This is a genomic window from Streptomyces sp. ISL-87 (genome assembly GCF_018614095.1).
Classification (GTDB): Bacteria; Actinomycetota; Actinomycetes; order Streptomycetales; family Streptomycetaceae; genus Streptomyces.
This window is the reverse complement of the sequence record NZ_JAGGOY010000017.1, coordinates 110,925-136,801: the sequence shown is the minus strand read 5'-3', so window position 1 is coordinate 136,801 and position 25,877 is coordinate 110,925. Positions and strand designations below refer to the sequence as shown.

General features: G+C 71.4%; 24 protein-coding genes and 3 pseudogenes. 17 read left to right on the top strand and 10 right to left on the bottom strand.

The window, feature by feature from the left end:
- Positions 1–232 precede the first annotated feature (232 nt).
- Positions 233–904: a DUF1707 domain-containing protein gene (locus J7I97_RS07005; protein ID WP_214931716.1), complete on the top strand. Its 672-nt coding sequence runs from the start codon at positions 233–235 to the stop codon at positions 902–904.
- A gap of 246 nt (positions 905–1,150) precedes the next feature.
- Positions 1,151–2,533, top strand: coding sequence for a DUF445 domain-containing protein (locus J7I97_RS07000; protein ID WP_308369153.1), 1,383 nt, complete (start codon positions 1,151–1,153; stop codon positions 2,531–2,533).
- A gap of 212 nt (positions 2,534–2,745) precedes the next feature.
- Here the strand turns inward: J7I97_RS07000 and J7I97_RS06995 are convergent, their stop codons facing one another.
- Both J7I97_RS06995 and J7I97_RS38200 read right to left on the bottom strand, forming a co-directional pair.
- Entirely contained in the window at positions 2,746–3,045 is a 300-nt protein-coding gene (locus tag J7I97_RS06995) for a hypothetical protein (RefSeq protein ID WP_214931746.1), read from the bottom strand.
- 82 nt (positions 3,046–3,127) lie between these two features.
- Positions 3,128–3,304: a hypothetical protein gene (locus J7I97_RS38200; RefSeq protein ID WP_215063357.1), complete on the bottom strand. Its 177-nt coding sequence runs from the start codon at positions 3,302–3,304 to the stop codon at positions 3,128–3,130.
- A 216-nt stretch (positions 3,305–3,520) separates the two neighbouring features.
- On the opposite strand from J7I97_RS38200, the gene J7I97_RS38195 reads away from it, so the two are divergent.
- Positions 3,521–4,075: a GNAT family N-acetyltransferase gene (locus J7I97_RS38195; protein ID WP_308365757.1), complete on the top strand. Its 555-nt coding sequence runs from the start codon at positions 3,521–3,523 to the stop codon at positions 4,073–4,075.
- Positions 4,076–4,111: 36 nt separating this feature from the next.
- Complete coding sequence (locus tag J7I97_RS06985; protein ID WP_214931713.1) at positions 4,112–4,984, top strand: hypothetical protein; 873 nt, start codon at positions 4,112–4,114, stop codon at positions 4,982–4,984.
- A gap of 121 nt (positions 4,985–5,105) precedes the next feature.
- Here the strand turns inward: J7I97_RS06985 and J7I97_RS06980 are convergent, their stop codons facing one another.
- Positions 5,106–5,441: a hypothetical protein gene (locus tag J7I97_RS06980; protein ID WP_214931711.1), complete on the bottom strand. Its 336-nt coding sequence runs from the start codon at positions 5,439–5,441 to the stop codon at positions 5,106–5,108.
- Between the two features lie 780 nt (positions 5,442–6,221).
- On the opposite strand from J7I97_RS06980, the gene J7I97_RS06975 reads away from it, so the two are divergent.
- The 4 genes from J7I97_RS06975 (at position 6,222) to J7I97_RS06960 (ending at position 11,581) form a co-directional block, all read left to right on the top strand.
- On the top strand, positions 6,222–6,905 hold the full coding sequence (locus J7I97_RS06975) for a hypothetical protein (protein WP_214931709.1): 684 nt from the start codon (positions 6,222–6,224) through the stop codon (positions 6,903–6,905).
- Positions 6,906–7,014: 109 nt separating this feature from the next.
- Positions 7,015–8,424: a transcriptional regulator gene (locus J7I97_RS06970; protein WP_251058558.1), complete on the top strand. Its 1,410-nt coding sequence runs from the start codon at positions 7,015–7,017 to the stop codon at positions 8,422–8,424.
- A gap of 14 nt (positions 8,425–8,438) precedes the next feature.
- A complete protein-coding gene (locus J7I97_RS06965; RefSeq protein WP_214931744.1) occupies positions 8,439–10,262 on the top strand; it encodes a DEAD/DEAH box helicase in 1,824 nt (607 codons plus the stop codon).
- A 122-nt stretch (positions 10,263–10,384) separates the two neighbouring features.
- Positions 10,385–11,581, top strand: coding sequence for a DNA cytosine methyltransferase (locus J7I97_RS06960; RefSeq protein ID WP_214931742.1), 1,197 nt, complete (start codon positions 10,385–10,387; stop codon positions 11,579–11,581).
- Here J7I97_RS06960 and J7I97_RS06955 read toward each other — a convergent pair.
- The 3 genes from J7I97_RS06955 to J7I97_RS06945 form a co-directional block, all read right to left on the bottom strand.
- Positions 11,578–12,045 (bottom strand): very short patch repair endonuclease, encoded by a 468-nt coding sequence (locus J7I97_RS06955; RefSeq protein ID WP_214931705.1) that lies wholly within the window; start codon positions 12,043–12,045, stop codon positions 11,578–11,580. The genes J7I97_RS06960 and J7I97_RS06955 overlap by 4 nt on opposite strands.
- Entirely contained in the window at positions 12,035–12,859 is an 825-nt protein-coding gene (locus J7I97_RS06950) for a NaeI family type II restriction endonuclease (RefSeq protein ID WP_214931703.1), read from the bottom strand. Before J7I97_RS06950 ends, J7I97_RS06955 begins: the two co-directional genes overlap by 11 nt.
- A 71-nt stretch (positions 12,860–12,930) precedes the next feature.
- Positions 12,931–13,947 (bottom strand): M48 family metallopeptidase, encoded by a 1,017-nt coding sequence (locus tag J7I97_RS06945; protein WP_214931701.1) that lies wholly within the window; start codon positions 13,945–13,947, stop codon positions 12,931–12,933.
- A gap of 47 nt (positions 13,948–13,994) precedes the next feature.
- Here J7I97_RS06945 and J7I97_RS06940 point away from each other — a divergent pair, with 47 nt between their 5' ends.
- From J7I97_RS06940 to J7I97_RS06925, 4 genes are all read left to right on the top strand, one after another.
- Positions 13,995–14,849, top strand: coding sequence for a class E sortase (locus J7I97_RS06940; RefSeq protein ID WP_308369152.1), 855 nt, complete (start codon positions 13,995–13,997; stop codon positions 14,847–14,849).
- 147 nt (positions 14,850–14,996) lie between these two features.
- A complete protein-coding gene (locus J7I97_RS38190; protein WP_215061943.1) occupies positions 14,997–15,314 on the top strand; it encodes a DUF6412 domain-containing protein in 318 nt (105 codons plus the stop codon).
- 147 nt (positions 15,315–15,461) lie between these two features.
- The gene (locus J7I97_RS06930) at positions 15,462–16,235 is read left to right on the top strand and encodes a YidC/Oxa1 family membrane protein insertase (protein WP_214931698.1); all 774 of its coding nucleotides are present in this window, start codon (positions 15,462–15,464) and stop codon (positions 16,233–16,235) included.
- A 122-nt stretch (positions 16,236–16,357) separates the two neighbouring features.
- Positions 16,358–17,215: a fumarylacetoacetate hydrolase family protein gene (locus J7I97_RS06925; protein WP_214931696.1), complete on the top strand. Its 858-nt coding sequence runs from the start codon at positions 16,358–16,360 to the stop codon at positions 17,213–17,215.
- 69 nt (positions 17,216–17,284) lie between these two features.
- Here J7I97_RS06925 and J7I97_RS06920 read toward each other — a convergent pair whose 3' ends face one another.
- Positions 17,285–18,511, bottom strand: coding sequence for an ALF repeat-containing protein (locus tag J7I97_RS06920; protein ID WP_214931694.1), 1,227 nt, complete (start codon positions 18,509–18,511; stop codon positions 17,285–17,287).
- Positions 18,512–18,619: 108 nt separating this feature from the next.
- The gene (locus J7I97_RS06915) at positions 18,620–19,753 is read right to left on the bottom strand and encodes a Gfo/Idh/MocA family oxidoreductase (protein ID WP_214931692.1); all 1,134 of its coding nucleotides are present in this window, start codon (positions 19,751–19,753) and stop codon (positions 18,620–18,622) included.
- Positions 19,754–19,809: 56 nt separating this feature from the next.
- Between J7I97_RS06915 and J7I97_RS06910 the strand changes: the two genes are divergently transcribed.
- The 3 genes and pseudogenes from J7I97_RS06910 to J7I97_RS06900 form a co-directional block, all read left to right on the top strand.
- Positions 19,810–20,889: an ROK family transcriptional regulator gene (locus tag J7I97_RS06910; RefSeq protein ID WP_308364665.1), complete on the top strand. Its 1,080-nt coding sequence runs from the start codon at positions 19,810–19,812 to the stop codon at positions 20,887–20,889.
- Between the two features lie 763 nt (positions 20,890–21,652).
- Positions 21,653–22,396: a hypothetical protein gene (locus tag J7I97_RS06905; protein ID WP_214931688.1), complete on the top strand. Its 744-nt coding sequence runs from the start codon at positions 21,653–21,655 to the stop codon at positions 22,394–22,396.
- 100 nt (positions 22,397–22,496) lie between these two features.
- Positions 22,497–23,141, top strand: a pseudogene (locus J7I97_RS06900) (GntR family transcriptional regulator); the annotation flags it as partial.
- 18 nt (positions 23,142–23,159) lie between these two features.
- On the opposite strand, the gene J7I97_RS06895 reads toward J7I97_RS06900, so the two are convergent.
- Together J7I97_RS06895 and J7I97_RS06890 are read right to left on the bottom strand one after the other, a co-directional pair.
- Entirely contained in the window at positions 23,160–23,705 is a 546-nt protein-coding gene (locus J7I97_RS06895) for a DinB family protein (protein ID WP_251058554.1), read from the bottom strand.
- A gap of 77 nt (positions 23,706–23,782) precedes the next feature.
- A pseudogene (locus tag J7I97_RS06890) lies at positions 23,783–24,316 on the bottom strand (site-specific integrase); the annotation flags it as partial.
- Between J7I97_RS06890 and J7I97_RS06885 the strand changes: the two are divergent.
- Together J7I97_RS06885 and J7I97_RS06880 are read left to right on the top strand one after the other, a co-directional pair.
- Positions 24,313–24,615 (top strand): annotated as a pseudogene (locus tag J7I97_RS06885) (2-aminoethylphosphonate ABC transporter substrate-binding protein); the annotation flags it as partial. The pseudogenes J7I97_RS06890 and J7I97_RS06885 overlap by 4 nt on opposite strands.
- 454 nt (positions 24,616–25,069) lie before the next feature.
- The gene (locus tag J7I97_RS06880) at positions 25,070–25,849 is read left to right on the top strand and encodes an HAD-IIA family hydrolase (protein WP_214931684.1); all 780 of its coding nucleotides are present in this window, start codon (positions 25,070–25,072) and stop codon (positions 25,847–25,849) included.
- Positions 25,850–25,877: the final 28 nt, after the last annotated feature.

Here is a 25,877-nt window from a genome sequence, read left to right as displayed (position 1 = left end):
GGTGGTGGGGGGGGGGGGGGGGGAGGCGGCGGGGGGGGCCAGGGGGGGGGGGTTGGGGGGGGGGGGGGGGCGGAACCGGGGGGGGGGGGGGGGGGGGGGGGGGCCCGAGGGGGGGGGGGGGGGGGGGTTTTGCCCCGGGGGGGGGGGGGGGGGTGGGGGGGCTGGGGCTGGGCTGGGCTGGGCGAACGGTAAGCCCTACAACTCCCGTGTATCGCTGCCTAGGCTGGGCCCCATGACTGACGAGCGGCCGGAGAAGCCGTTGCCGGAGCTGAGGGCGTCGGATGCCGACCGGGAGCGGGTGGTGGAGCGTCTGCGGGACGCCGTCGCCGAGGGCCGGCTCGACATGGAGGAATTCGAGGAGCGGCTGGAGGCGGCGTACAAGTCCCGTACGTACGCGGAACTGGAACCGCTGACGCGTGACCTGCCGGCGGCCGTGCCGCCCGCGTCTGCCGTGTCTCCGGCTGCTGTGGCCCCTTCGGCGGGTCCTGACACTGCCTGGCCGACCCGGATCGGCGGTGAGGGTACGTCGGCCACGGCTGTGGCGGTGATGTCGGGGTTCCAGCGCAAGGGCCGCTGGACGGTGCCCGCGCGCTTCAACGCGGTGGCCTTCTGGGGCGGCGGGGAGCTCGACCTGCGCGAGGCGAGCTTCGCGGAGCGCGATGTGGTGATCAACTGCGTCGCCGTGATGGGCGGCATCCAGATCACCGTGCCGCCGGGCGTGGAGGTGGACGTGAGGGGCTTCGGCTTCATGGGCGTCTTCGACCAGCACGACACCCCGGGCCCGACCCGTCCGGGTGCCCCGCGCGTGGTGGTGACGGGCTTCGCGTTCTGGGGCGGGGTGGAGATCAAGGTCAAGCCACCGAAGCAACTGGACGGCGACCCGCGGCTCCGCAAGCAGCTGTAGCGCGGGGCGGGTCCCTGCGGGGCTGGGCCTGGGAAAGGGACGCGCCGGGCCGGGCCTTGGTCGGGCCGAGTCGGGCGGGCCGGGGTGGTGGCAGGGGCCGCGGAGGGGCAGGGGCAGGGCGGGGCGTGACACCCCGCCCCGTCCCCCTCGCGGCAAGCGACACGGCGTGCCGGGAACTCCTCGGGCGTCCCAGGAGTCGGATGCTATGCAGACAAAACCGGCGCCCCCGGGGGAAGGCAGGAGCACGTGGACAACCGCAGCGCAGCCGGAGGTGGCGGCACCGCCCCTCCGACCCCCCCGCCGCCGCGCGGCGCGAGCCCCACCGGGGGCCCCACCGGCGGTGCAAGCCCCACCCGCGGCGCGTTCGTGTTCAGCGCGGCCGACGAGGAGCGCCGCCGCGGTGTCCGCCGGATGAAGGGCACCGCGACCGGTCTGCTGATCCTGGTCGCGCTGGTCTACGTACTCGCCAAGTGGGCCCAGAACACCGGCGCCGGCGTCGGCGGCTGGGCCGGCTATGTCGCGGCCGCCGCCGAGGCCGGGATGGTCGGCGCCCTCGCGGACTGGTTCGCCGTCACCGCCCTGTTCCGGCACCCGCTCGGCCTGCCCATCCCGCACACCGCGATCATCCCGACCAAGAAGGACCAGCTCGGCGTCTCCCTCGGGGAGTTCGTCGGCGAGAACTTCCTCTCCTCGGAGGTGGTCAAGGCCCGCCTGCACGCCCTCGGCATCGGCGGCCGGCTCGGAGCCTGGCTGGCCGAGCCCGCACACGCCGACCGGGTCACCGCGGAGCTCGCCACCGCGCTGCGCGGGGCCCTGACCGTACTGCGCGACTCCGATGTGCAGGCCGTCGTAGGAGAGGCGATCACGAGACGGGCCGAGACCGCCGAGATCGCGCCCGGCATCGGCAAGACGCTGGAGAGGGTCGTCGCCGACGGCGGGCACCACCGCGCCGTCGACCTCATCTGCGCCAAGGCCCACGACTGGCTGGTCACGCACGGGGACTCGGTCATGGACGCGGTCCAGGGCGGCGCGCCCGGCTGGACCCCGCGTTTCGTGGACCGCAAGGTCGGCGACCGGGTCTACAAGGAGCTGCTCCGCTTCGTCACCGAGATGAGGGACATGCCGGGGCATCCGGCGCGCGGGGCGGTGGACCGTTTCCTCACGGACTTCGGCGCCGACCTCCAGTCCGATACGGAGACGCGCGCGCGGGTGGAGCGGCTCAAGTCCGAGATCCTGGCGCGGGGCGAGGTGCAGGACGTGATCGCCTCCGCCTGGACCGCGATCAGGTCGATGATCATCTCGGCGGCGGAGGACGAGCGGAGCGAGCTGCGCCTGCGGGTCCGGTCCTCGCTGTTGTCCCTGGGCGCACGGCTGGCCACGGACGGCCGGCTCCAGGCCAAGGTGGAGGGCTGGATCGAGGGCGCGGTGGTCTACGTGGTCACCACCTACCGGACCGAGATCACCTCGCTGATCACGGACACCGTGGCGGGCTGGGACGCCGAGCACACGTCCCGCAAGATCGAGGCCCACATCGGGCGCGACCTCCAGTTCATCCGCATCAACGGCACGGTGGTCGGCGCGCTGGCGGGCCTGCTGATCTACTCGGTGTCAAAGGCGCTCGGGGCGTAGCGCGTTGGCGCGTGGCCCCGGACCGGATTCTGTACCCGGACCTGGATTCTGTACCCGGACCTGGATTCTGTACCCGGACCTGGACTCCGTACCCGGACCTGGACTCCGTACCCGGACCTGGACTCCGTACCCGGCCCTGGACTCCGTACCCGGGCCCGTACCCCGGACCCAGACCCACTCCGGCCCGGGTCAGGCCCCCCAGACCCCCGGACTCAGCTCCGGTCGGCGACGGCCCACGCCGCGGCGGCGACGACACCGGCGGCCCCGAAGACGGCCGGCCAGGCACCGACCTTCTTGGCCAGCGGGTGCGCACCCGCGAACCCGGCGAGGTACAGCGCACCCAGCCCGGCCGCCGCCGGGGTGCCGGCCCGACGGTGCCATTCCCGGCCGGCCGCGAGCCCGGCGGCGCCGAGTACGACACCGCCCAGGGGGCGCTTCTTGGTCCACCGGGCGACGGCGTAACCGCCCACCAGGCCGGCCGCCGCCACCACCGAGGTCGGCACCCGCTCCATGCCCGCACGCGCACGCGTACCCGCACCCACGCCGCCCATGTCCACTCCCTCTGTCCGTCGTCTCTCGCTCTTCTCCCCGAGGCTAACGGGGGCGCCGAGCCACCCTCCGGGCGCCCACCGCCCCCAGCACCAGCACCGCCCCGCCGATCACGGCATCCGGCACCGCATCCTGCACGGCGCGCGGCAGCAGGGCCACGACCCCGAGGACGAGAAGGAAGGCGAGGGCGCACCAGCCGACCGCCCGAAGAAGTCTGTCCACGGGCTGCTCAACGCGGCCGCCGGCGTCCCGACACGGAGGACGGAGAGGGGATTTGTCGCACACTCGCCGGATCCGTACGGTGCGTGCCCCAGGAGCCCGGAGCCCATAAATTCACTCTCCCACCCCAAACGGGAAAATCCCCCTCCGCCTGCCCCTCCCTCCCCTCCCTCCCCTCCCTTCCCCCTCCCCCTTCTCGACATCAGGAGCCCGAACATCGTGATCTGCTACGGACAGGCCGTCCTCGACCTCGCGGACGAACTGGTCGACGCCTACGCCGACGTCTTCTCCGGCCCACCGTGGAACGAGGACGAAGAAACCATTCGCCAGTTCGCGGCCCGCCTCCCGGCCGACGCCCGGCGCCGTGGATTCCGTACCGCCCTCGCCCAGTCCGCGGCCGGCATCGACGGCTTCGCCACCGGCTGGATCACCCCGGCCGCCTTCCCGAAGAACCGCGCGTACGCCCAAGTCGCGGCGCAGCTCGGCCCGGACCGCGTCAAGGAACTCCTGACCGGCGCCCTGGAGATAGACGAGCTCGCCGTACGCCCGTACGCGCGCGGCCACGGAACCGGCCGCGCGCTGCTCACCGAGATCACCGCGGACGCCCCGGACCGGCGCGCCTGGCTCCTGACCTCCCGCATGGCCGCGGACACCGTGGCCACGTACCGCCGCCTGGGCTGGCACGAGGTCCAGCCCCTGCCCGGAACGCAGACCGGTGTGATCGTCTTCCTTTCCCCGGACCACCCCCTACGCCCGGACCACCCGCACCGCTGACGGCATGCGGGCCCCGCGGACGGGCATACCCGCAGCATGATCACGAAGCCGGCAGGGGCCGTGAAAACGGCCCGCAAGCAGCTCAACCTCGCCACCCGCCACCAACTCGCCGGCGCGGGCGTCCCCGACGGAACCAACACCTCCCGAACCCGCCCGGGCGGCCCCTGGCAGCGCTTACTGCCGCGGGTCTACCTCCTTCAGACGGGCCCACCGGACCGCCGCCAACGCGCCCTCGCCGCCGTCCTGTACGCCGCCGAGCCCGCCGCGGACCCCCTGTCCGGCGACACGGCAGCCCTCACCGGCGGCGCCGCCCTCGCCCTCCTCGGCATCCGCGACGCCCCGCACACGCCGGCCGACGTCCTGGTCCGCGCCCCGCGCCGGCTCACCGGCACCCGCGAGGTCCGCCCACTCCCGACCGCCCGCTGGCCCCGCACCATCACGGTCTCCGGGATCCCCAGCACCCGCCCGGTCCGCGCGGCCGCCGACTTCGCCGCCCGCGCCGACGACCCGGCCGACATCCGCTCGATCCTGGCCCACGTGATCCAGGCCGGCTGGTGCCACCCGCAGGACCTGCACACCGAACTCCGCGCCGCCCGCCTCCTCACCCGCCCCGCGATCGGCGCCGCGGCGGCCGAACTCCTCGTCGGCGTCCGCTCGGTAGCCGAGGCCCAGGCCCGCGACACCCTCACCGCGACGGACCTCCCGCCCCCCTGTGGAACGACCGCCTCTACACCCCGGACGGCACCTTCCTGGCCAGCCCCGACGCCTACTGGCCCGACGAGGGCGTGGCCCTGGAGATCGACTCGGCGGAGTACCACTACACACGCGACGCCTGGCACGCCACCCTCCGCCGCCGCCTCCGCCTGGAGTCCCACGGCATCCTGGTGGTCAGCGCCACCCCCTCGATAATCCGCGACACCCCAACGGAAGTCCTCTCCGCCCTCCGCACCCTCCTCCTCATCGGAACCACCCGCCCCACCCCACCCACAGCCCTGGCCCGCGGCCAGCAACAACTCCCGCTGCCCCTTGTCTACTGAGTGGCAGCCGCCAGCAGGAAGCCGACGTCCTCATGCCTGCCGGCGTGCTGGAACGCGGCCGTGATGTTCAGCACGGCCTGCCGGTCGGCGCGTTCGCTCACACCGGAGAGCACAGATTCCGCGGCCTCGTTGAGCCCGGCGGTCCGGCAGGAGTCGACGGCGTCGATGAGTTCGGGCGCGGAAAGCGTCCTTCCGGCGCGCCACAAGAGCAGTCCCGCGTCGCGGTCCCTGCCGCTCGCGATGAACCCGGTCAGGGTCTCCAGCTCGGTCCACCGGGCGTGGGGCGAGTCCCTGCGCGGCCGGTCCCCCTCCTCCGGGGGGACCGGCACCTGCTTCCGTGCCGACGCGGCCAGCACGGAAGCGCGGGACAACGCCCTGGAACGGGAGCGCAGACGCCGTCTCAGGGAAGGAGAACGGAGCGACTGTGGCCCGGACGGGCGCGAATCGGGGTCCGGAACCGGTTCCGGACCGGACGCCGGGCCCGAGTGGTGGAAAGCCGGCGTCTCGTCAGACGCGTCCGGAGGTGAGGGCCTGTGTCCCCGGGAGTGCGGGACGCAGTCACAGTGCTGTACCCGGGCGAGCCGTCGCAGTTCCAGCAGGTCATTCAGTGAACAGGGCAGTTCTACGTCCTCGTTGTCCGTCAGCGCCACTTCCTGCTGGACCGTCTCGAAGAAAGCCCTGACCTGTGGTTCTTCCGGAATCCGACCGCCGTTGAGGTGGTTGGAGAGGCTCGTCGCGACGATGTGTCCGTCAAGGGCGATCTGGGCCTGGGTCCGCCCGCTGCAGTCGCGGACCCTGCGCAGCATCGTCACGAACACGCGGTGTTCTTCGGAAAGCTCCGATGACAGCTCTTTCCAATTCCTTGCCTTGCGTGGCACCACGGCTCCGTTCTCCCCGGTCGTAACAGCCTCTCCGAAGTCTCGCGGTAAAAGACCGTCAGATGAACCGCCTGATGTTTTCATCTGACCTCGAAATCTGATTGGGGCTGGCTTTGCCGTCCCGTGCTGGGCAAGAGTTGCGGAGTCCGCTGAGAGTGCTGGTGGGGGGATCCTCGGGCTCGGGGCGGCCGATTTCGAGACGGACCGGAACAAGGGAACAAGGAGAGCGCAATGGGGCTTCCGTCCTGGACGGACCAGAAGCTGGGCACCATGAAGCGTGCCGGGCTGTGGCTTGTCGCCGTGGTGGGGGAGGGGAATGTCTTCACGAAGGAAGACGTGAAGAAGGCCTTCCCCGGTGTGAGTCAGGCGGACCGCAGGGTGCGAGATCTGCGGGACTTCGGCTGGCGGATCGACACCAACCGCGAGGATCTGACACTCGGGCAGCACGAGCAGCGTTTCGTGGCGCAGGGCGAGCCGGTCTGGGAACCCGGGAAGGGAACGCGGCCGGCCGCGTCTATCACGGACACCCAGCGGCGTGAGGTTCTGGCGCGTGACGGGCACCACTGCCGGTCGTGCGGCATCACGTCGGGAGAGACGTTCCCGGGTACGTACGTGTCAGCCCAGTTGGACATCGCGCGGCGTCCCGTGCTCCAGCTGGACGGAACCACCCTCGTGGAACACGTGGCCGAATGTAATCGGTGCCGTGTCGGTGGCAGGGGGCTGACGGCCGACCTTCCCGACGTTCTGGCCCGCCTGGGCCGGCTCGGTGGCATGGAACGAAAGACCATTGCGGACTGGATGCTCGCAGACGCGCGGGAGTTCGCCGAGGTGGAGCACCTGTGGGCGGCCATCCGGACGCTTCCGGCGGATGCCCGGAACAAGGTACGCGAGGCCCTCTCGCTGCCCCCGGTCTGACAATAGGCACAACCAATAGGCATAACACTTGGGGCCGGGCGTGACCCCGGCCCCACTTCGCTCCCCGCACACCATGGACCTGCAGTCAGAAGGAGAACACCCCGTGAGCATGGACTTCGGCCGGCCGCCCCGCGCCGTTGAGAACCAGGAACTGGTGGAGAAGCGGCTCAAGGAAGTCAGCGCCGGCGGCGGGCTGCAGGAGACGCTGACGGTCGAGTGGCGGACGAAGCCCCTGGTGGTGCAGGTCATCGACATGCCCATCGACCAGGTGTACTTCAACCCTTCCACGCACCGGATCCGGGCACAGCGCACCTTCGATCCCGACCGCGACCGGCTACTCACGGCCAACCCGTGGGGCTCGGATGGACAGGATTACCTTGACCACCTGCTCAAGGCCCTCCCCTCGAACCCAGCCAAGCGGGACGGCGACTTCGACGAGCTCATGAGCAGCCTCAAGGAGTACCGCCAGAACGAGCCGGGGCTCATCACGCGCGACGGAATTCTCGTCAACGGCAACACCCGGGTGGCTGCGCTGCGCGAGCTCGGAGTTCCGAGCGTCCGGGTCGGCGTCCTCCCGGAATCCTGCACCTGGACCGATATCAACGCGGTCGAGCTGTCCCTTCAGCTCCGTCATGACACGCGCCGGCCTTACTCGTACATCAACCGGCTGCTCACCATCGAGGAGCAGGTCACCGCAGGCCGGCCGATTGCTGAGATCGCGAAGGAGTTCCGGATCCGGACGGAGACGGCGGAGCAGGACCGATGGGTTCTGGCCACTCTCAACGACCTGGTGAACCGTTCCAAGAACGGTCCGGCCGAGCTCAAGCTGATGGATTTCGAAGACCAGCAGGAAAAGCTGAGGGAAGTCCACCGCGCTTTCGCGAAGGCGTCACGGCAGAATCCGGCCCAGGCCGACCTGCTGAAGGAGAACAAGCTCGCACTGATCGTGCTCGACTTCTCCAAGACGGACGTCCGCCTCGCCGACGTGGACTTCAGGACCCGGTACCTCCAGCGTCACCTGCCGGAGGAGCTGCAGAAGGTCCCCGCCCAGCCCCAGGAAGCCCGGGTGATCCCAGGGCTGAACCGTGCCGTGCGGGGCGACAGTCCCCAGGTAGCGGAGGCGAAGGAGTTCACCAACCTGCTGCTGCGGACCAAGGCGGTGGAACGTGCCCCGGACACGGTGACCCAGGAACAGTCCGACCAGGCGGCCGCCCTGTGGAAGCAGGTGCGCGACGCGGTAGAGGAAGCCCTGGTGCCTGCCGGCAAGGACGCGCGGGTGCGCAAGCGGAAGCAGGCGGCGCCGGACCGGCTCCACGATGCCGTCCAGAGCATCGACCAGTGCGTGACGGACATGACGCTCGCCCGTGCTTCGCGCAACCTGGACGAGGAAACCCTTGACGAGGCCCTCCTCTCCCTCAAGGGCAGTCTGCTCAAGCTCGCCCGTGAGGCCGCGCGGATCGAGGAGCACGGCGAGGGCGTCGCGTGGCTCCTCGCCGCCGTGCGGCAGGAGCAGGCGTGACCGAGCGGGGTGAGATGGGTGACCTGTCCCTGAGGCTCGGTCTCGACGTCACCCGGACCAAGGCCGTGCTCCGCGCCGCCGAGCCGTTCGGCGCGGATCTGACGCATCTGGCCGCGGGGTTCCCCGTAGGCGGCCAGCGCGGTCCGCTGACGCTGGAAGTACCCCTCGACGACTTCCTGTCGGGGCTCCACGTGCTGTCGGACTGGCCGCACGCCGAATCCGTCGAGTGGGAGGAGGAACTCCTCACCCTCGTTAACGACGTCCTGGATGACGCGGATCAGGCAGCCGACTACCTGGACCACAGCCCCGAGCCCGCTGAAGGGCTGGACGCCGGTTCCCTTTCCGGCCGTCTTGGGGCGGGCTGGCGGGCGGATCTGACCAGCTTTCAGCGCCGGGACATCGACCGGTTGCTCTCCATGCGCCACGGAGCCAACTTCAGCGTCCCGGGGGCGGGCAAGACGCGGGTCGGACTCGCCGTCTACGCGGCGACGAAGGAGAAGGGCGACGCCCGGAGGCTGCTGGTCGTCAGCCCGAAGTCGGCCTACGAGTCCTGGATCGCGGAGAGCGGTGAATGCTTCGACAAGGCGCCGGTGACCAAGGTCATGGGCAGGGTCCCGGACCCGCACGCCGAGATCCTGGTGGTCAACTACGAGCGGCTCGACCGCTCCCTCACCGGGCTCGCGGGCTGGCTGCGGGCGGCCCCCTCCATGGTGATCCTGGATGAAGCCCACCGGATGAAGCTCGGATCGGACGGCACGTACGGAAGCGCCTGCATGGCTCTGGGCCCCCTGAGCCGCCGCCGGCTGATCCTCACGGGCACGCCTGCCCCGAACGGCGCGCGGGACCTGGAGAACCTGCTGTCGTTCGTCTGGCCCGGCCATGGGCGCCGGGTGGTGACCCAGGCCGTGGCGGGCGGGGACCTCGCGCACGCCAGCTCAGTGCTCCGGCCCCTCTTCACGCGCACCACGAAGAAGGAACTGGGGCTGCCGCCCTTCCAGCCTGTCATCCGGTCCGTGCCCCTGGAGGGTCTGCACCGGGAGATCTACGACGCCCTCGTGGGCCGCTTCACCGCTCGGGCGGAATTGTCCCGGGAGGATTTCGACGGCCTCGGGAAGGCGATGCTCAGGCTGCTCATGGCTGCCACGAGCCCCGCCCTGCTGGTCGAAGGAAGCAGTAAGTACGAGCCCCTCAATTTCCAGGTGCCGCCTCTGGAAATCCCCGAGGGAGAGTCGCTCTTCAAGCTGCTGCAGAACTTGCACCAGCACGAGGTGCCGCCGAAATACCGCGTAGTCCGCGACATCGTTTCGAGGAACGCGGCCACCGGGCGGAAGACGCTGGTGTGGTCGACGTTCGTGCGGAACATCACCAGCCTGGAGGGGATCCTCGGGGACTTCCAGCCCGCCGTCGTCCATGGCGGCACGACGGACAGGGAGGAGGAGATCCGCAGGTTCCGGGAAGATCCGGACTGCGGTGTCCTGATCTCCAACCCGGCCACACTGGGCGAAGGCATCAGTCTTCACCGTGAGTGTCACGACGCGGTCTACGTCGACCGGGATTTTATGGCGGGCCGATTCCTCCAGAGCCTGGACCGCATCCACCGCCTGGGACTGGCTCCGGATACGCAGACACGGGTGACCGTGCTCGCATCCTCCGGCACGATCGATGAGGTGGTGGCGCTCAGGCTCGCGGAAAAGCTCGAGTTCATGGGGGCGATCCTCGATGATCCATCCGTCCGGCAGCTGGGTGATCTCCAGGAGGAAGGGCCCGTGACCGCGGGCATGGACGAAGCCGATGTGCGCGCCCTCCTGGAGCACGTGGAGACGGCGCGGGCCCGCTGAGACCACTGCGGGGCAGGTGCGCCAGCTGACGGGTGGTGCGCCTGCTCCCGCCGAGAGGGGACACACTGTCGGTGGCGGATGCGACACTTGCCTGTCTGCATCTGCCACACCAGGAGGACTCGATGGGTGCCAGCGATCACACGCTGACCTCGATTGAGATTTGCGCCGGAGCCGGGGGGCAGGCCATCGGCCTCCACCAGGCTGGCTTCCGCCACCTAGCGCTCGTCGAGATCGACCAGTACGCCGCAGCGACGTTGCGGCGTAACATCGATCGCCGGGACGGCTGGGAATTCGAGCGCGAATACTGCGACATCATCCACAAGGATGTCAACCATTTCGAACCGCTCACCGACCTGGAAAGGCCGGTCGGGTATCTTGGCGGCCCGCTCAAGGAAGAGGAGCTTGATCTCCTCGCGGGCGGCGTTCCCTGCCCGCCTTTCTCGCACGCGGGAAAGCAGCTGGGCAAGGACGACGAGCGTGACCTGTTCCCTCGCATGCTTGAGCTCGTGGACGAGCTCAAGCCGAAAGCGGTCATGATCGAGAACGTCCGGGGAATCAAGGACGACAAGTTCCAGGAATACCGCGACTGGGTGATCGCACGCCTCGAAGGCGGCCTCGCCAAGGACCCGCAGACGGGTGAGAAAGTCGAGTATGAGGGCTCCTACACGGTCTGCGGCTGGGAGGTCCTTGAGGCCAGCGACTTCGGAGTGCCCCAGCTGCGGCCGCGGGCCATCCTGGTCGCCATCCGCACGGACGTGCTGGGGGACAGGAAGTTCGAGTGGCCGGTGGCGAAGCCCGGGGCAGTCACCGTACGCGCTGCTCTCGGCGAGTCGATGAAGGCGCGGTTCAAGCCCTTCGTGGACAAGGGCGGCGTACTGGGAGCCAAAGCAGAGGAAGCCCTGAAGCGCTGGGAAGACCAGCGTGACGGGATCGCCCCGACGCTCGTGGGCGGGTCCAAGAAGCACGGCGGCGCCGACCTCGGGCCGAGCCGGGCGAAGGCCGCATGGAAGCTCCTCGGAGTCAACGCCATGGGCGTGGCCAACTCGCCGGACGAGGTGGAGGAGAAGAAGAGCTGGGACCGGGACCTCTTCCGTCCCGAGGGCCCGATGCTGACCGTCACCCAAGCGGCGGTCATCCAGGGCTTCCCCGAGGCGTGGGACTTCGCCGGGGACAAGAAGACGGAGAAGCCGGTGCCGGGTAAGACTGCCCAGTACCGCCAGGTCGGTAACGCGTTTCCACCGCCCGTCGCCCACGCCGTCGGTGAGTCCATCGCCAAGGTTCTCCGCGACGCGCGCCCTGCCGCACAGGCCGGCAGCTAGTCGTCCCCGCTCCGGGAGCGGCTCTGCCGCTCCCGGACGGCATCGGCGATCTCCGCCGCGCAATGGCCCGAGTCCTCATGCTCCCAGAAGCGGAGCACAAGCCAGCCGGCCTCTGTCAGCTTCTGGTCGGTATCGCGGTCCCGGGCGATGTTCCGGGCCACCTTTTCCGACCAGTAGCCCGGATTGGTCCTGGGCGGTACGTAGTGCACCGGGCAGCCGTGCCAGTAGCAGCCGTCGACGAAGACGGCCACTTTCGTCGGCCGGAATACGAGGTCCGCCGTCCGGCGGAGATCCGGAAGCGGGCGGGCCGCGATCCGGAAGCGCAGACCCTTCGCGTGGACGAGCCGGCGGATGACCTTCTCGGGCTTTGTATCGCGGCTCCGGATGGCCTGCATGTTGCGTCGGCGCGCTGCCGAGGATGCCCAGGAACCCTCGGGGGGCTGCCAGTCAGGCTCATCCGGCACCGCTGTGCTCTCCGTCCATCCGCAAGGCGATCCAGTCCTCTGGCCCGAGCGTGATCTTGTGGGCCGCCGCCAGGTCCCGCTGCTGCGGGAACTTGCCGCAGAGCAGCGTAAGACCGCCACGTTCCAAGCGGGCCCTGACGTTCCTCGCGCGCCGCAGTGGGTCGTGCTTTCCGGCACCCACCGTCGTGATCACGCTGCGCGGGATGATGTGCCCTTCCAGGAGCTGGAACATCATCGTGAACCGTCGCTCCTGGCCCGGCTTCTCAGCCAGCACCCAGCCGGCTTGTTCCGGCGTGAGGAGCGTCAGCGGATTCACGGGCAGCGGGGTCCAGTCGTAGAGCGGGACGCTCCAGTGATCGCGAGCGTGCACGGCGAGCCCGCGCTTGCCGTCGCGGTTGCCCGCACCGCGGTAGAGCCAGGAGCGGTGTGCGCGGACCAGCCAGGAACGGTGCCTGCTCTTTCCCAGCTGTATCTGCGTGCAGATACAGACCTGGCAGTGCGCCTCAGCTGGAATCGACCAGTTGGAGCCCACCGTCGCTTTGATGTCGACGGGCACGCCGGCGATCAGGGTGTCGAGCGGCGGCTTCTTCGGGAGACCGAACGACCGCAGTACCTCGTACTCCAGCTTGGCACCGACCGACGCCTTCTCACCCGGGTGGACGTCGGCTCCCAGCAGGTCGTACCGGCCCGTCCTCGGCCCGTCGAGTACGTAGTCGATCGCGTTGGCTATGGCGCCCGTATAGAGCCCCGCCACGTCGCGGGGACGCAGCCAGTCCAGCACGGCCAGCATCTCGGAGTCCTGGTCCGGACTCATCAGGACGTGCTCTCCAGCAAGAGTGTTGACGCAGACCCCGCCCGGCTCCTGCAGAACGAGCCGCCCCTTGCTCATCGGCCGTCGGCCTCGGCGGCCTGGCTGTGGCACTCCGCGTAGGGCTTGCCCGAGGTGCACCAGCAGGGGGCTGTGGGGGAGGGGGGCCAGGGGGTGGCTTTGCCGCGGGCGGCCAGGGTGGTGGCGTATTCGGCCAGGAGGGACGGGGAGGCCGGGGAGGTTTTCTCCGAGGCGGCGAAGGCCTCGTAGGAGGGGACGCTCGCGGTGACGATGCCGAGGTTGGTGGTGCCCGAGGCGGCCAGGGCGCGGAGGGACGTTTCGATTTCCGTCAGGTGGGCCGCGTGGGAGGGGTACTCGGCGGTGAGGGTGGGGTAGCTGGTCAGGAGCTCGGCCAGTTCGCGCTGGGGCCAGTGGAGGATGGCCACCGGGAAGGGGCGGGAGAGGGCGGCCCGGCGGTCGCCGAGTTCGGCGCGGAGGCGGGCGATCTCGGCGCGGAGTTCGGCCGGGTCGTCGGAGCCCAGGGCCCAGATGCGCTTCGGGTCGTGGAGCTCGTCCAGCGGGATCGGGCCGACGTGGCGGGTGTCGGCGACCATGTCCCAGTCGTCGTGGCGGAGTCCGAGGAGGCGGCGTACGCGGTGGCGGCCCGTGAGGAGCGCGGTGGTGGCCGGGGTGAGGGGGGTGTCCTCCGCGAGGAGGAGGGTCGCGGCCTGCGTGAAGCACTCTTCCGAGGTGGTCAACTCGTCGTGGGCTTCGAGGGCTTCGGCGATGACCTCCCAGGGCGCCGGGTCCGTGGGGGCGGCGGCGCGGATGCCCTGGATGAGGGCGCGGGCCTCGGGCTCGTGGCCGTACTCCCACAGGTTGGCGGCCTGGAGGGCCTTGATGAGGTGCGGGTCGGCCGGGTCGCCGGCCAGGAGTTGGTCGTAGAGCGCGCTCGCCCGTTCGCGTGAGTCGGCCAGTTCGAGGTGGGCCGCGGCCTGGAGGAGCAAGGGCTCCTGGTCCTCGGGGTAGCGGGTCGCCGTGCGGATGAGGCGCTCGGCTTCGGCGATGTGCTCGGCAGGCGTGTCGGGGCGCATGGATCACACCGTACTGCGGCTGTTCAGTTGGCGGGGGAGGTCTTAAGGTGCGGGCCGTGCGGGATCGCGTGCGTGTGGTGGTGCAGGGGCGTGGCCGGCGGGGGCGGCGGGCCGGGCTCGCGGGGGTGCTGTGGGCGGCCGCGGAGATGGCCGTCACGGTGGGTGTGGTGGTGTTGTTGCTGGTGGTGCACCAGGTGTGGTGGACCAATCGGCAGGCGCTGGCGGGTGCGAGGGAGCAGGTCCAGGCGCTGGAGGACGAGTGGGCGGATGATGCCGGTGGGGCGGGGGGACCTGTTCTTTCCGGTGAGTCGGGTGAGGCCGGTAAGTCGGGGGAGTCCGGTGCGTCGGGTGAGTCGGATGGGTCGGGCATCGAACCTGGTGTCGGGTCCTCTGGGGATTCCGGCGGTGTGCCGGAGGGTGTTGTTCCGTCGGCGGGTTCTGGTTCTCCTGAACATAGGCCTGCGGCGGCGGCGTATGCCGTGCTGCGCATTCCGCGGCTCGGGCTGGTCGTGCCTGTGGCTCAGGGGGTCGACAAGCGGTCCGTGCTGGACAAGGGGTACGCCGGGCATTACCCGGGGACCGGGCAGCCGGGGGCGCAGGGGAATTTCGCGCTGGCCGGGCACCGCAATACCCATGGGGAGCCGTTCCGGTACATCAACCGGCTGAGGGCGGGGGACGAGCTGATCGTCGATGTCCGGGGGCGGAGGTACACGTACACGGTGGGTAAGACGCTCGGCGAGACGAGCGAGCGGGATACCGGGGTGATCGCGCCGGTGCCGCGGAGTTCGGTCAAGCCGGGCGAGGGGTACAGCGAGCCCGGTGCGTACATCACGCTCACCACCTGCACGCCCGAGTACACCTCCAAGTACCGGCTCGTGGTGTGGGGGACGCTGAAGCGGTAGTTCCGTTCCACGGCTGCACCCATTGCCGCACCCGCTGCCGGGTCCGTTGTCGGTGGGCCCGGTTAGTATCGATCACGAGGGCCTGATCTCGTACGGGAGTTCGTGCGGGCGTGGGCTGAGAACGGCGAGTGGGAGGGGGCGGTCTGTATGGCTGGGCGAGTCGGCTATCCGGCGTTCTCCCGGGCGGCTCAGCTGCTCGTGTCCCTGCTGCTGCTCGGGGGGTTCCTCGGGCTGCTCCTCGGGGAGAGCGGGCTGGCCGCCGCTGTGGTCGCGCTTGCCGCCACGGTCGCTGTGGGTGCCGCGGCCCTCGCCGCTCGGCTCGTACGGCTTGTGCCGCCGCACCGAATACGCACCGCGATCCGTGATCGCGAGCAGCGCACGGCGTTTCTGCCGCAGCGTGATCCCGATGCCTCAGGCCGGTCGCGGCCCAGGGCGCCCGGTCGTCTTGTCCTGACGGCCGCGTAGGGGCGTGTAGTACTTCGTACTGCCTTTTGCTGCTTGCCGCTGATCGATGTTCTGGTTGGCGGTCTGATCACTGTCGTCGCCCCTCGCGGGTCGTCACGCCGAAATGCATCTCTTTCGACGTTTGACGAGACCCCTCGGAGGGCCCGCGTGTCCGTTTTTGTCCAACTTGTTGCTGAGCTGGGTCGGCTGCTGGAGCCGGCGCTGGCAGAGTCCGCGACCGCTGCCGCGATCGTGCTGTTCACCGTGCTCGTACGGCTTGCCCTGCACCCGCTGAGCCGTGCGGCATTCCGCGGTGCCACGCCGGTGGCCGGCTGTCTTCCCGTGCTGCTCCAGCTGCCGGTGTTCTTCGTGATGTACCGGGCCTTCTCCTCGGCGGAGGTCGGCGGGGCGGCCAATGAGCTGCTGGGACACCGGCTGTTCGCCGCGCCGCTCGGGGCGCGGTGGACCGAGGCGCTGGGGGCGGGCGGGCTGCTCGGGGCGCAGGGGCTGGTGTTCCTCGGGCTGTTCGCGGCAATCGGGGCGGTGGCCGCGTGGAGCGCGGTGCGGGGGCGGCGGGCTGCCGCGGTTGCTGCCATCGCTGCTGGGGCGGTTGCTGGGTCGGCCCTTGGGTCGGCCCCTCGGTCGGCTCCTGGTTCGGCCCGTCGGTCCTCCCGTGGGTCGGCCCCGGTTTCGGCTGCCGGTTCGGCTGGGGCCGCGGTGACTGCCGAGCAGCAGGAGGTGCTGCGCAAGCTGGGCGGCGTACTGCCCCTGCTGTCCTTCGGGACGCTGATCACGGCGGCCGTGGTGCCGCTGGCGGCGGGGCTGTACCTGCTCACCACCACCGCATGGTCGGTGGCGGAGCGGGCCTGGCTCCAGTACCGCAAGGAGCGGGCGGGGGCCGTTGCCGACGGGGGCGATGGAGGGGCACGTTCCAGTCTGTGAACAGGGTCTTGCGGATTGGGTGGCCATCTTGGAGGATCAGCCAATCCTCCGATGGCCGCAACCCATCGTCCGGCCCGGGGCATGCCCATGGGCCGACCACCCTCGACCACGGGAGAATGCCCATGAAGCTGCTGCGTGTCGGACCCGTCGGGTCGGAGCGTCCCGCGCTGCTCGACCAGGACGGGACCCTTCGGGACCTGTCCGGCCTGATCACGGATGTGGACGGCGCTCTGCTCGCCGACGACTCCGTGTTGTCCCGGGTACGGGACGCGGCGGCGGCCGGCGAGCTCCCGGTCCTCGACGCGGAGGGGCTGCGCATCGGCTCCCCGATCGGCCGGATCGGCAAGATCGTGGGCATCGGGCTGAACTACCACGGGCACGCGGCCGAGGTCGGCGCGGAGGCTCCGGCCGAGCCGATCGTCTTCCTGAAGGCCCCGGACACCGTGGTCGGCCCCGACGACACCGTGCTGATCCCGCGCGGCAGCGTGAAGACCGACTGGGAGGCCGAGCTCGGCGTCGTCATCGGCAGCACCGCCCGCTACCTGGCCTCCGCCGAGGAGGCCCTCGCGCACGTCGGGGGGTACGTGCTGGCCAACGACGTCACGGAGCGCGCGTTCCAGATCGAGCGCGGCGGCACCTGGGACAAGGGCAAGAACTGCGAGACCTTCACCCCGCTCGGCCCGTGGCTGGTCACCGCCGACGAGATCCCGGACCCGCAGGTCCTGGACGTGAAGCTGTGGGTGGACGGTGAGCTGAAGCAGGACGGCCACACCTCGGACCAGATCTTCCCGGTCGGCGAGGTCGTGCGGTACCTGAGCCACTTCATGACCCTGTACCCGGGCGATGTCATCGTCACCGGCACCCCGGCGGGTGTGGCCGCGGGCCAGCCGGAGCCGAAGCCGTTCCTGCGGGCCGGTGCGGTCGTCGAGGTGGAGATCGAGGGTCTCGGGCGCCAGCGCCAGGAGTTCAAGAGCGCCTGATCCCGGTCAGGCGGGAAGAGGCGGGGTGCCGATGGCAGCCCCGCCTCTTCCGTGTGTGCGCGGTGAGGATCAGCCCTCGGCCGAGGTACGGCGGCGGCGGTTGGTGAGTAGCAGGCCGGCGCCCGCGGTGAGCGCGGCGGCGCTGCCGCCCGCGATCCAGGTGTTCTCGGAACCGGCGCCGGTGCTCGCGAGCCGGGCGGTGCCGCCGGCCGGGGTCACGCTGTTGCCGCCGCCGCCGCCGCCGCCGCCGCCGCCGCCGCCGGTGCCGCCGCCGGTGCCGTGAGCCACGACCGGCGTGACGGCGGTGCCGGTGCCGTCGGTCCCGCCCTTGCCCTGCTGCTCGGCCGCCTTGTCCTTGGCGCGCGCCTCGTACTGGCCCGTCTTGAGGAATGCGATGCGGTCCGCCGGTGTGCCCTTGAGTGCGGCGAGGGCGGCCTTCTTCAGCTCCGGGCCGGCGTGGTTGACCATCTGCGAGATCAGCACGCTGTTGTCGTCGTCCCGCAGCTGGTGCTGGGTGGTCGTCACGAACTCGCGCAGCTGCGCGGGGCTCGGGTTCCCTTCGAGGAGCTTGATGATGCCCGCCTTCAGCCCCGGGCCGGCGTCCTTGAGCATTCCGAGCACCGCGACGCGGTCGTCCTCCGCCCGGATCTTGTGCTGGCCGGTCGCGACGAAGGCGCGCACCTGCTCAGGCGTTCCGCTGTCCAGCAGCTTCTGGACCGCCTCCTTGATCCCCCGGCCGGCCCCGGTGAGCATGCGCACCATCTCGACCCGGTCGTCCTCGAATCGGGCCACGTGCTGCCCGTTCTTGAGGAACTCGGTGATCGCTTCCGGGGTGTCCACCCGCATGGCGGCCTTGCCGGCCTTCTGTACGGCCGGGCCGCCGACGCTGATGATCTGGGAAACCCGCACGCGGTCGTCCTGGAACTGCTGCTGCGCCCACTCGACCTCCAGGAAGTGCCGCAGGTCCGCGGCCGTTCCCCGGAGTGCCTTCTCGGCCGCCTCGCGCACGCCCCGCCCGCTCGCCGGGTCCTTCAGGATGGCCTGGACCGCGGCCCGGTCCTTTGCGGCCTGGCCGTTGTCGTCGGCCTTTGCGTCCGCGGCCTTGTCGGCAGGCTTCCCCGCGGGCTTCTGTCCCTCCGGGCCCTGGTCGGGCGCAGTCGGAGACGACGGGGTGGACGGTGCGCCGGCGCCGACGCCGGCGCCTTCGCCGGCTGCGGCGAAGGCCGGGGAGGCGAGCAGGACGGCCGGGCCTATCGCGGCAGCGGCGACGACAGAAGCGATCCGGGGCAACTTCACAAGCGGAATCCATTCTTCACATATGCGATGATCGGCAACGCCTGTGAAGAATAGATCGAATATCGAACATGTCGGAATTGATTTCCGGGCAGAGTCGGTCGCCTTTGGCTAAAGGGTTACGGTCACCCCGTCGCGGGACGATGTGCGCGCTGCCTCCAGCACGGCCAGGCACTGCGCCGCCTCGTGTGCGGTGACCGGGGCCGGCCCGCCCTCGCGCAGGGCCGCCGCCACCGACGCGTAGTACGCCGGGTAGTCGCCCGGGACGGTCGGCACGGGCGTGCCGCCACCGGTCGCCGGGGACTCCCCGGAACCGAGCCGGCCCCACATGTGCTCGGGCTCCTCGCCCCACGGCTGGTCCGAGCCCGGCCGCAACCCCTCGCGCAGCGCCGCCTCCTGCGGGTCGAGGCCGTACTTGACGTAGCCAGCCCGGGAGCCGAGGACGCGGAAACGCGGCCCCAGCTGGGCGGTGGTCGCGCTGACGTAGAGGTGTGAGCGGACCCCGCCCGCGTGGGTGATCGCGATGAAGGTGTCGTCGTCGGTCTCGGCGCCCGGGCGGCGCACGTCCGTCTCCGCGTAGACCCGTACGGCCGGGCCGAACAGCACCAGCGCCTGGTCCACCACATGGCTGCCGAGGTCGTACAGCAGGCCGCCGATCTCCTCCGGGGCCCCGGACTCGCGCCAGCCGCCCTTGAGTTGCGGCCGCCAACGCTCGAAGCGGGACTCGAAGCGCTGGATATCGCCGAGCTCGCCGTCCGCGAGGAGTCGGCGCAGGGTGAGGAAGTCGTTGTCCCAGCGGCGGTTCTGGAAGACGGAGAGGAAGGTTCCGGTCCGGTCGGCGAGGGCGGCGAGTTCCCGGGCCTCGGCGGCGGTGGCGGCGAGCGGCTTGTCCACGACGACGGGGATGCCGGCGGTGAGGGCGGCGGTGGCCAGCGGGACGTGGGTCTTGTTCGGGGAGGCGATGACGACGAGGTCCAGCCCCGGGGCGTCCCCGCGGTCCCACAGCTCGGCGGCGGAGGCGGCGATCCGGATGCCGGGGAACTCCTCGCGGGCCTGGGCTTGGCGGCCGGGGTCGGAGGTCACGACCGTGTCGAGGACGAGGCCGTCGGTGGCGGACACGAGCGGGGCGTGGAAGACGGAACCGGCGAGTCCGTAGCCGACGAGGCCGACGCGGAGGGGGGCGGTGCCTGCGGGGGAGCCGGTCGGGGAGGCGGCGGGAGTGGTGGCCGGGGCGTTGGCGTTCATGGCCATTACTTTGGCAACAGCGTTGCCTAAGTGCAAGGAGGGTGGACAATGAGCGAGTGAACAGGGGAAACGGTGAGGGGCGCGGCGGGGTGAATCTGCCGGCGCTGCGCGGGCACAACGACGCGCTGGTACTGGACCTGCTGCGCGGCGCCGGCCCGGCCGGGCTGGGGCGGGCCGAGCTGGCCGGCCGTACGGGGCTCACGCCACAGGCCGTCAGCAAGATCACGGCGCGGCTGCGGGCGGAAGGGCTGGTCGCGGAGGCGGGTCGCGGTGCGTCGACCGGGGGCAAGCCGCGGACGCTGTTGAGGCTGGTCCCGCAGGCGCGGTACGCGGTCGGGGTCCATGCGGACCGAGACGAGCTCCGGGCGGTACGGGTGGACCTGGCCGGCCTCGTTGTGGGGGAGTGGCGCGGGCCGCTGGACTTCGGGGCGGGCCCGGATGCGGTGGTGGATGCGGTGGTACGGGCGGTCGCGCGGGTTACCGACGGGGCGCGGCCGGAGTCGTCCCTCGGGGTGGGGGTCGTCGCGCCGGGGCCGCTGGACTGGCGGGCCGGGGTGCTGGGGCGGGTGACGGGGTTCCCCGGCTGGGAGGGGTTTGCGTTGCGGGAGGCGTTGTCGGGGCGGCTCGGGGTGCCGGTGGTGGTGGACAAGGACACCAACGCGGGCGCGGCCATCGCCGGCGGTTCCGGGACCTCGGTGTACCTGCACGTCGGGACCGGTCTGGGGGCGGGGCTGCGGCTGGACGGCGAGGTGTACCGGGGCGCGCGGTCGGCGGCGGGGGAGTTCGGGCACCAGGTGCTCCAGCTGGACGGGCCGTTGTGCCGGTGCGGGGGGCGTGGGTGCGTGGAGGTGCTGTGCCTGGCGGCGGTGGCCCGCGGGGACGTGGCGGAGGCGGCGCGGATCCTGGGGGAGGCGGCGGCGAACCTGGTGGCCCTGCTGGATGTGGACCGGGTCCTGCTGGGCGGCCGCGTGGTGGCGTCCGCGCCGGAGGTGTTCGCGGCCGGCGTCCGCGCGGCCCTCACCGCCCGGGCCCTGGTCCCGACCACCACCCCGGCGACGGTAGCCCTCGCCGAGGGCGGCGTGGCAGAGGGCGCGGCCCAGCTGCTCCTGCGCCCCTTCTTCGGCAGCTCGGCCTGAACCGGGCGAGCCGAGTCGACACGCCCGCGCCCTCGGGGCGGGTTGAGCAGCTGGCCCCCGCCGCCATGCCCCCCGGGCGGGTTGAGCGGTCTCGGCCCTCGCCCGGCCCCCCAGCCCTGGCTCCGCTTCGGGGCGGCCTCCTGCGTTGCGGCCCTGACTTTCGGGCGCCCCCGGGCGCGCTGCCAGCTGCGGGCCCCCCGGCGGATTGGGCAGTTAGCCCCCGCCGCCATGCGCCCCCCGGGCGGGTTGAGCGGCCTCGGCCCTCGCCCCGGCCCCCCAGCCCTGGCTCCGGCTTCCGGGCGGCCGCCTGCGCCGTGGCTCTGGTCTCCGGGTCCCCCGGGGTGGGTCGAGCGGCCTTGGCCCTCGCGCCGGGCGGTCCCAGCCTTGGCTCGGTTTTCGGGCGGCCGTCTGCGCCGTGGCTCCGGCTTCCGGGCCCCCCGGGCGTGCCGTTTCAGGCGGGCTGTCCGGCTGCGGACCCTCCCCCCGGGCGGGTTGAGGCGGCGCGGCCCTCGGCTTGCGGACAGGCTGCCCGGCCGCGGCCCCCCCGCCCCCGGGCCGTCTGCACGGCGCGGCCCGACCCCCCTGCGGACCCGCCCGGAGGGGCTTCGCTTGACCCCCTGGGCCGATCAGGCGTAAACCGGGACGGCCCAGGCGTGGTGCCCGGTTCGGGGTCGCGCGCGCGTGGGAAGGTGCGGGGAGGCCGGGGTGATTGTCGCCTCGTCCGATGATCGGCATCCCGTCCGGCGAGCAGCGAAGGTCTTCCATGCGACTGCGCAAAGCCCTTGCCCTCTCCGCCGTGCTCCTCGCCACCGCCGCGCCGAGCGCCGCCGCGGACATCGGCACCGGCGGCGGTGCCCGCCCCGCCCCCGCCCTGCCCTCCCGGGTCCAGGCCAGCTGCGGCGACGGGAAGAGCACCGCGTTCCCGATCGGGGCGCGGATCCGCGGCGGCCCCGCCGTCTACCGCACCGGTGGCGGGCCGCAGACCTGGTTCCTGGACCTGACCAACACCACCGGCTCCCAGTGCACGGCCATTCACCCCGTCGTCGTGTTCACGGACAAGACCCGTAGCCTGCGCCCCGCCCATTTCCGGATGGAGTTCGAGGCGCCCGGCGGCACCTTCCCCGTCAGCCTGGAGCGCACCGACCGCGACGAGATCATCGCGGTGTTCGACGGAGGGGACGCCTTCCCCGGGTTCACCGTGGCCGCCGGCGGATCCCTGACCGTCAAGGTGCAGCTGGCCTTCGCGCCCGATACCCCCCTCGGCGAGGTCGTCGCCGATGCCGCCCTCGTCCAGCGCAAGGGCGACGACGGGGAATGGGTGGGCGAGGCGGGCGGCTACCGGTTCTCCGTCGATGGGCCGGAGGCGGACGAGGAGGAGGCTCCCGCCGCCGAGGCCGGGTCGCTCGCGCACACCGGGCGGCCTCGCGAGTGGGCGTACGGGACCGCCGCCGTGGTGGCCCTCGGCGCCGGCGGCGGACTCCTCCTCGGAGCACGCCGACTGCGCTGATCCACCTACGGGGTGATCCACGTACAGTCAGTACAGTCCGAGCGTGGAAGAACAGACCCCGCCCCCTCAGGTCCCGCCCCACCAGAACCCGCCCCACCAGATCCCGCCCCACCTCCCCGGCTCGCCCGTCCGTTCCGGCATCCCCGAGCACGGCCGCATCCCCAAGTACTACGCCGTCAAAGCCCGCATCGCGGGGCTGCTCGACGAGCTCGGCGAAGGCGGGCTGCTGCCCACCGAGCGCGATCTCGCCGAGCAGTACGAGGTATCGCGCGAGACCGTACGCCAGGCCCTGCGCGAGCTGCTGCTGGAGGGCCGGCTCCGCCGCTCCGGGCGGGGCACCGTCGTCGCCGGGCCGAAGCTGGAGCAGCCGCTCTCCCTCGCCAGCTACACCGAGGGCGTGCGCCGCCAGGGCCGCCGCCCCGGCCGGAACCTCATCGGCCTGGAGCAGTTCCCCTGCCCGCCCGAGCTGGCCCGCGGCATCGGCGCCGAGCCCGACGAGGCCGTCTGGCACCTGGAGCGGGTGCTGCTGGCCGACGACGAGCGGGTCGGGCTGGAGAGCACGTACATCCGGGTGGCCCGCGCGCCGCGCCTCGACAGCGATTTCCAGCCGGACTCGTCCTTCTACGGCTACCTCCACGACAGCCTCGGCATCGCCTTCGGGGACGCGGACGAGAAGCTGGAGACGGTTCTCGCGACGCCGCGCGAGGCCCTGCTGATCGGCACCCCGCCGGCCCTCCCGATGCTAGGTCGCCCACCGCCGAAATCAGACGCCTTCGCGCAGGTACAGGTCGCGCAGCAGGCCGATCTCGCCGCCGTGATGCGCGACCTCGACCAGAGCGTGCAGCGCGAGCTTCAGATAGGTCTCATCGGCCCAACCGCCGGGGCCCATGCCTATCGGCGCCAACAGGCGCTTGTCGCCGAGGGCTGCGATACGGGAGATGAAGTGCTCCCAGTCCTCGGCGAGCGCCTGGACGCCCTCTTTCGCGGTGCCCGGCCACTCGTGGCGGTCGCCGAACTCGGGGACGTCCTCGAAGAAGTGGATCACATAGCCGCGCAGGCAGAGGCTGCCGATGTGCCAGATGCGCCAGGCGATCGTCGTGAGGGGGTCCGGCGCCTCCGGACTCGATTCCGGAAATAGCGCGGCGACGCGGAAGATGCCGTCGTCGCCGGGGCGGATGCTGATGCAGTCGCTGACCGGCTCCCAGTGGTACTCGGCGTCGGTCAGGTCCTCAAGGCGCTCGAACAGCCGGGATCGCGCGCGTTCGAAGATCGCGAGAATGTCCCGCGTGACGGGGTCGGTCACGATCATGTCAGCCATGTCAACTCCAGGGCTCGGTGGTTTCGGGTCGGTCGGGATGATCAGGATCGACGGGTCGGCCGGCTCGGTTACGTGCCGCCGCCTCGGCGTGTGTCGCCGGGTGCGAGCAGGCTGGTGAGTTCGGCGATGGCGTCCGGCGACGGCTTGAAGTAGCGGCGCAGGTTCTCCGGCTTGCGGTGCCGGGACTTGGCCATCAGCATCAGCAGCGACGCGCCAGCCTCGCCCAGGCGCGTCAGTGCGGAGTGGCGGTATTCGTGCAGGTCCCAGCCCGTCCCCGGGCCCTGTGTGGCGGTGTGGATGTCCAGCAGGGCGCGGGCCTGGCCGTAGGACAGGCGCGCCGCCCCGGTGTCTGGGCACACGTCCCGAGGGTCAATGACCTTCCCCGGCCCCGCACGGCGGGCGGTGACGAACACCGGACCGCGAGCGCGGCCCTTGAGCAGCCGGGGCAGCAGCCGGGCGGTGCCGGCATCCCAGTACACCGGCTCCAGCACGTAGTCCCCACGCGACTGGCCCCGGCGGCGGGCCTTGGTCCGGGCGCCCTTGGCCTTGACCAGGCAACGGCGCCCGGCGAAGTCCAGCTCCTCGATGTTGACGCCCAGGAGACGGCGCAAAGCCCACCAGTTTCGCCCTCCCGTACGCGGCCGGCCTGGTGGCCAATGCCCCGCACGCCGAGAACGGCAAGAAGCTCCTCGACTACCTGCTCAGCGAGGACGCCCAGAAGCTGGTCAGCGAGGTCGGCGGCGGCTTCCCGGCGCGTAACGACGTCAAGCCGGCCCACGCCAACGCCGTCGAACTCCTCAAGATCATGAACGGCGTCGAGATCTTCGAGCCGGACTGGGCCGACATCGACAAGAACCTCACCGGCTACGTCGACGCGTGGAAGTCGGCAACCGGAAGCTGACTGTTGCCTCCCCCTCACCCTCCTGCGACGTGAAGCTCGTCGACGTCGCCGCGACCGCCCTCGCCCACGTCGGCGTTACCCCCGGCGCCGCCGTCGACGGCATCCCGCTGAACGCCCCCGACGACAACGACGCGTTCGATACTCTGCGCCCGAACCTCCAGGGGCGCGTGGACGAGACGGGCATCCCGGCCGGCGTGAAGGGCTTCACGCACACCCCGTCGGCCGGCTGGTCCGTCGACAACTCCAAGATGGGCACCGGCGGTGTCACCGAGTGGGCCGGCTGGGCCTTCGCGACCGACGAGTTCTGGAGCCAGGCGCAGCGCGACCAGTGGCGCCTGTCCGGCCGCCCTGTCCGGGCCGTGGACGCCGAACGCGTCCACGGACCGTGCCCGATAGGGTGGTACAGACCAGAGGCCCCAGAGGTCAGAGGCCCCGCAGAGCGGAGAACAGTCCCGTGGCAGAGCGCAAGCCGATCGAATCCTGGCTCACCGACATGGACGGGGTCCTCATCCACGAGGGAACTCCCATCCCCGGCGCTGATGCCTTCATCAAGCGGCTGCGCGAGTCCGGCAAGCCCTTCCTGGTGCTGACCAACAACTCCATGTACACCCCGCGCGACCTCCAGGCCCGGCTCAGCCGCATGGGCCTGGACGTCCCCGTCGAGAACATCTGGACCTCGGCGCTCGCCACCGCGAAGTTCCTCGACGACCAGCGTCCGGGCGGCACGGCGTACGTCATCGGCGAGGCCGGCCTGACCACCGCCCTGCACGACATCGGCTACGTCCTGACCGACCACGAGCCCGACTACGTGGTGCTGGGTGAGACCCGGACGTACAGCTTCGAGGCGATGACGAAGGCGGTCCGCCTGATCAACGCCGGCGCCCGCTTCATCTGCACCAACCCCGACGAGACCGGCCCCTCCACCGAGGGCCCGCTCCCGGCCACCGGCGCGGTGGCCGCGCTGATCACCAAGGCGACCGGCAAGCAGCCGTACTTCGCGGGCAAGCCCAACCCGCTGATGATGCGGACCGGCCTGAACGCCATCGGCGCGCACTCCGAGAGCAGCGCGATGATCGGCGACCGGATGGACACCGATGTACTGGCCGGGCTGGAGGCGGGGATGCAGACCTTCCTCGTGCTGACCGGCCTGACCACGGTCGCCGACACGGAGAAGTTCCCGTACCGCCCGACCAGGACGGTCAACTCGATCGCGGACCTGGTCGACCTCGTCTGAGGTGCTCGGCGCTCGGCGCACGCGCTTC

What these genes read in the sequence shown, in the direction of transcription:
- J7I97_RS06915 (WP_214931692.1), bottom strand. Translation starts at nt 19,753, where the DNA reads ATGAACGCCAACGCCCCGGCCACCACTCCCGCCGCCTCCCCGACCGGC.
- J7I97_RS06970 (WP_251058558.1), top strand. Translation starts at nt 7,015, where the DNA reads ATGGACTTCGGCCGGCCGCCCCGCGCCGTTGAGAACCAGGAACTGGTG.
- J7I97_RS06960 (WP_214931742.1), top strand. Translation starts at nt 10,385, where the DNA reads ATGGGTGCCAGCGATCACACGCTGACCTCGATTGAGATTTGCGCCGGA.
- J7I97_RS06985 (WP_214931713.1), top strand. Translation starts at nt 4,112, where the DNA reads ATGATCACGAAGCCGGCAGGGGCCGTGAAAACGGCCCGCAAGCAGCTC.
- J7I97_RS06975 (WP_214931709.1), top strand. Translation starts at nt 6,222, where the DNA reads ATGGGGCTTCCGTCCTGGACGGACCAGAAGCTGGGCACCATGAAGCGT.
- J7I97_RS06945 (WP_214931701.1), bottom strand. Translation starts at nt 13,947, where the DNA reads ATGCGCCCCGACACGCCTGCCGAGCACATCGCCGAAGCCGAGCGCCTC.
- J7I97_RS06895 (WP_251058554.1), bottom strand. Translation starts at nt 23,705, where the DNA reads ATGATCGTGACCGACCCCGTCACGCGGGACATTCTCGCGATCTTCGAA.
- J7I97_RS06950 (WP_214931703.1), bottom strand. Translation starts at nt 12,859, where the DNA reads ATGAGTCCGGACCAGGACTCCGAGATGCTGGCCGTGCTGGACTGGCTG.
- J7I97_RS06965 (WP_214931744.1), top strand. Translation starts at nt 8,439, where the DNA reads ATGGGTGACCTGTCCCTGAGGCTCGGTCTCGACGTCACCCGGACCAAG.
- J7I97_RS06925 (WP_214931696.1), top strand. Translation starts at nt 16,358, where the DNA reads ATGAAGCTGCTGCGTGTCGGACCCGTCGGGTCGGAGCGTCCCGCGCTG.
- J7I97_RS38190 (WP_215061943.1), top strand. Translation starts at nt 14,997, where the DNA reads ATGGCTGGGCGAGTCGGCTATCCGGCGTTCTCCCGGGCGGCTCAGCTG.
- J7I97_RS07005 (WP_214931716.1), top strand. Translation starts at nt 233, where the DNA reads ATGACTGACGAGCGGCCGGAGAAGCCGTTGCCGGAGCTGAGGGCGTCG.
- J7I97_RS06995 (WP_214931746.1), bottom strand. Translation starts at nt 3,045, where the DNA reads ATGGAGCGGGTGCCGACCTCGGTGGTGGCGGCGGCCGGCCTGGTGGGC.
- J7I97_RS06905 (WP_214931688.1), top strand. Translation starts at nt 21,653, where the DNA reads ATGCGACTGCGCAAAGCCCTTGCCCTCTCCGCCGTGCTCCTCGCCACC.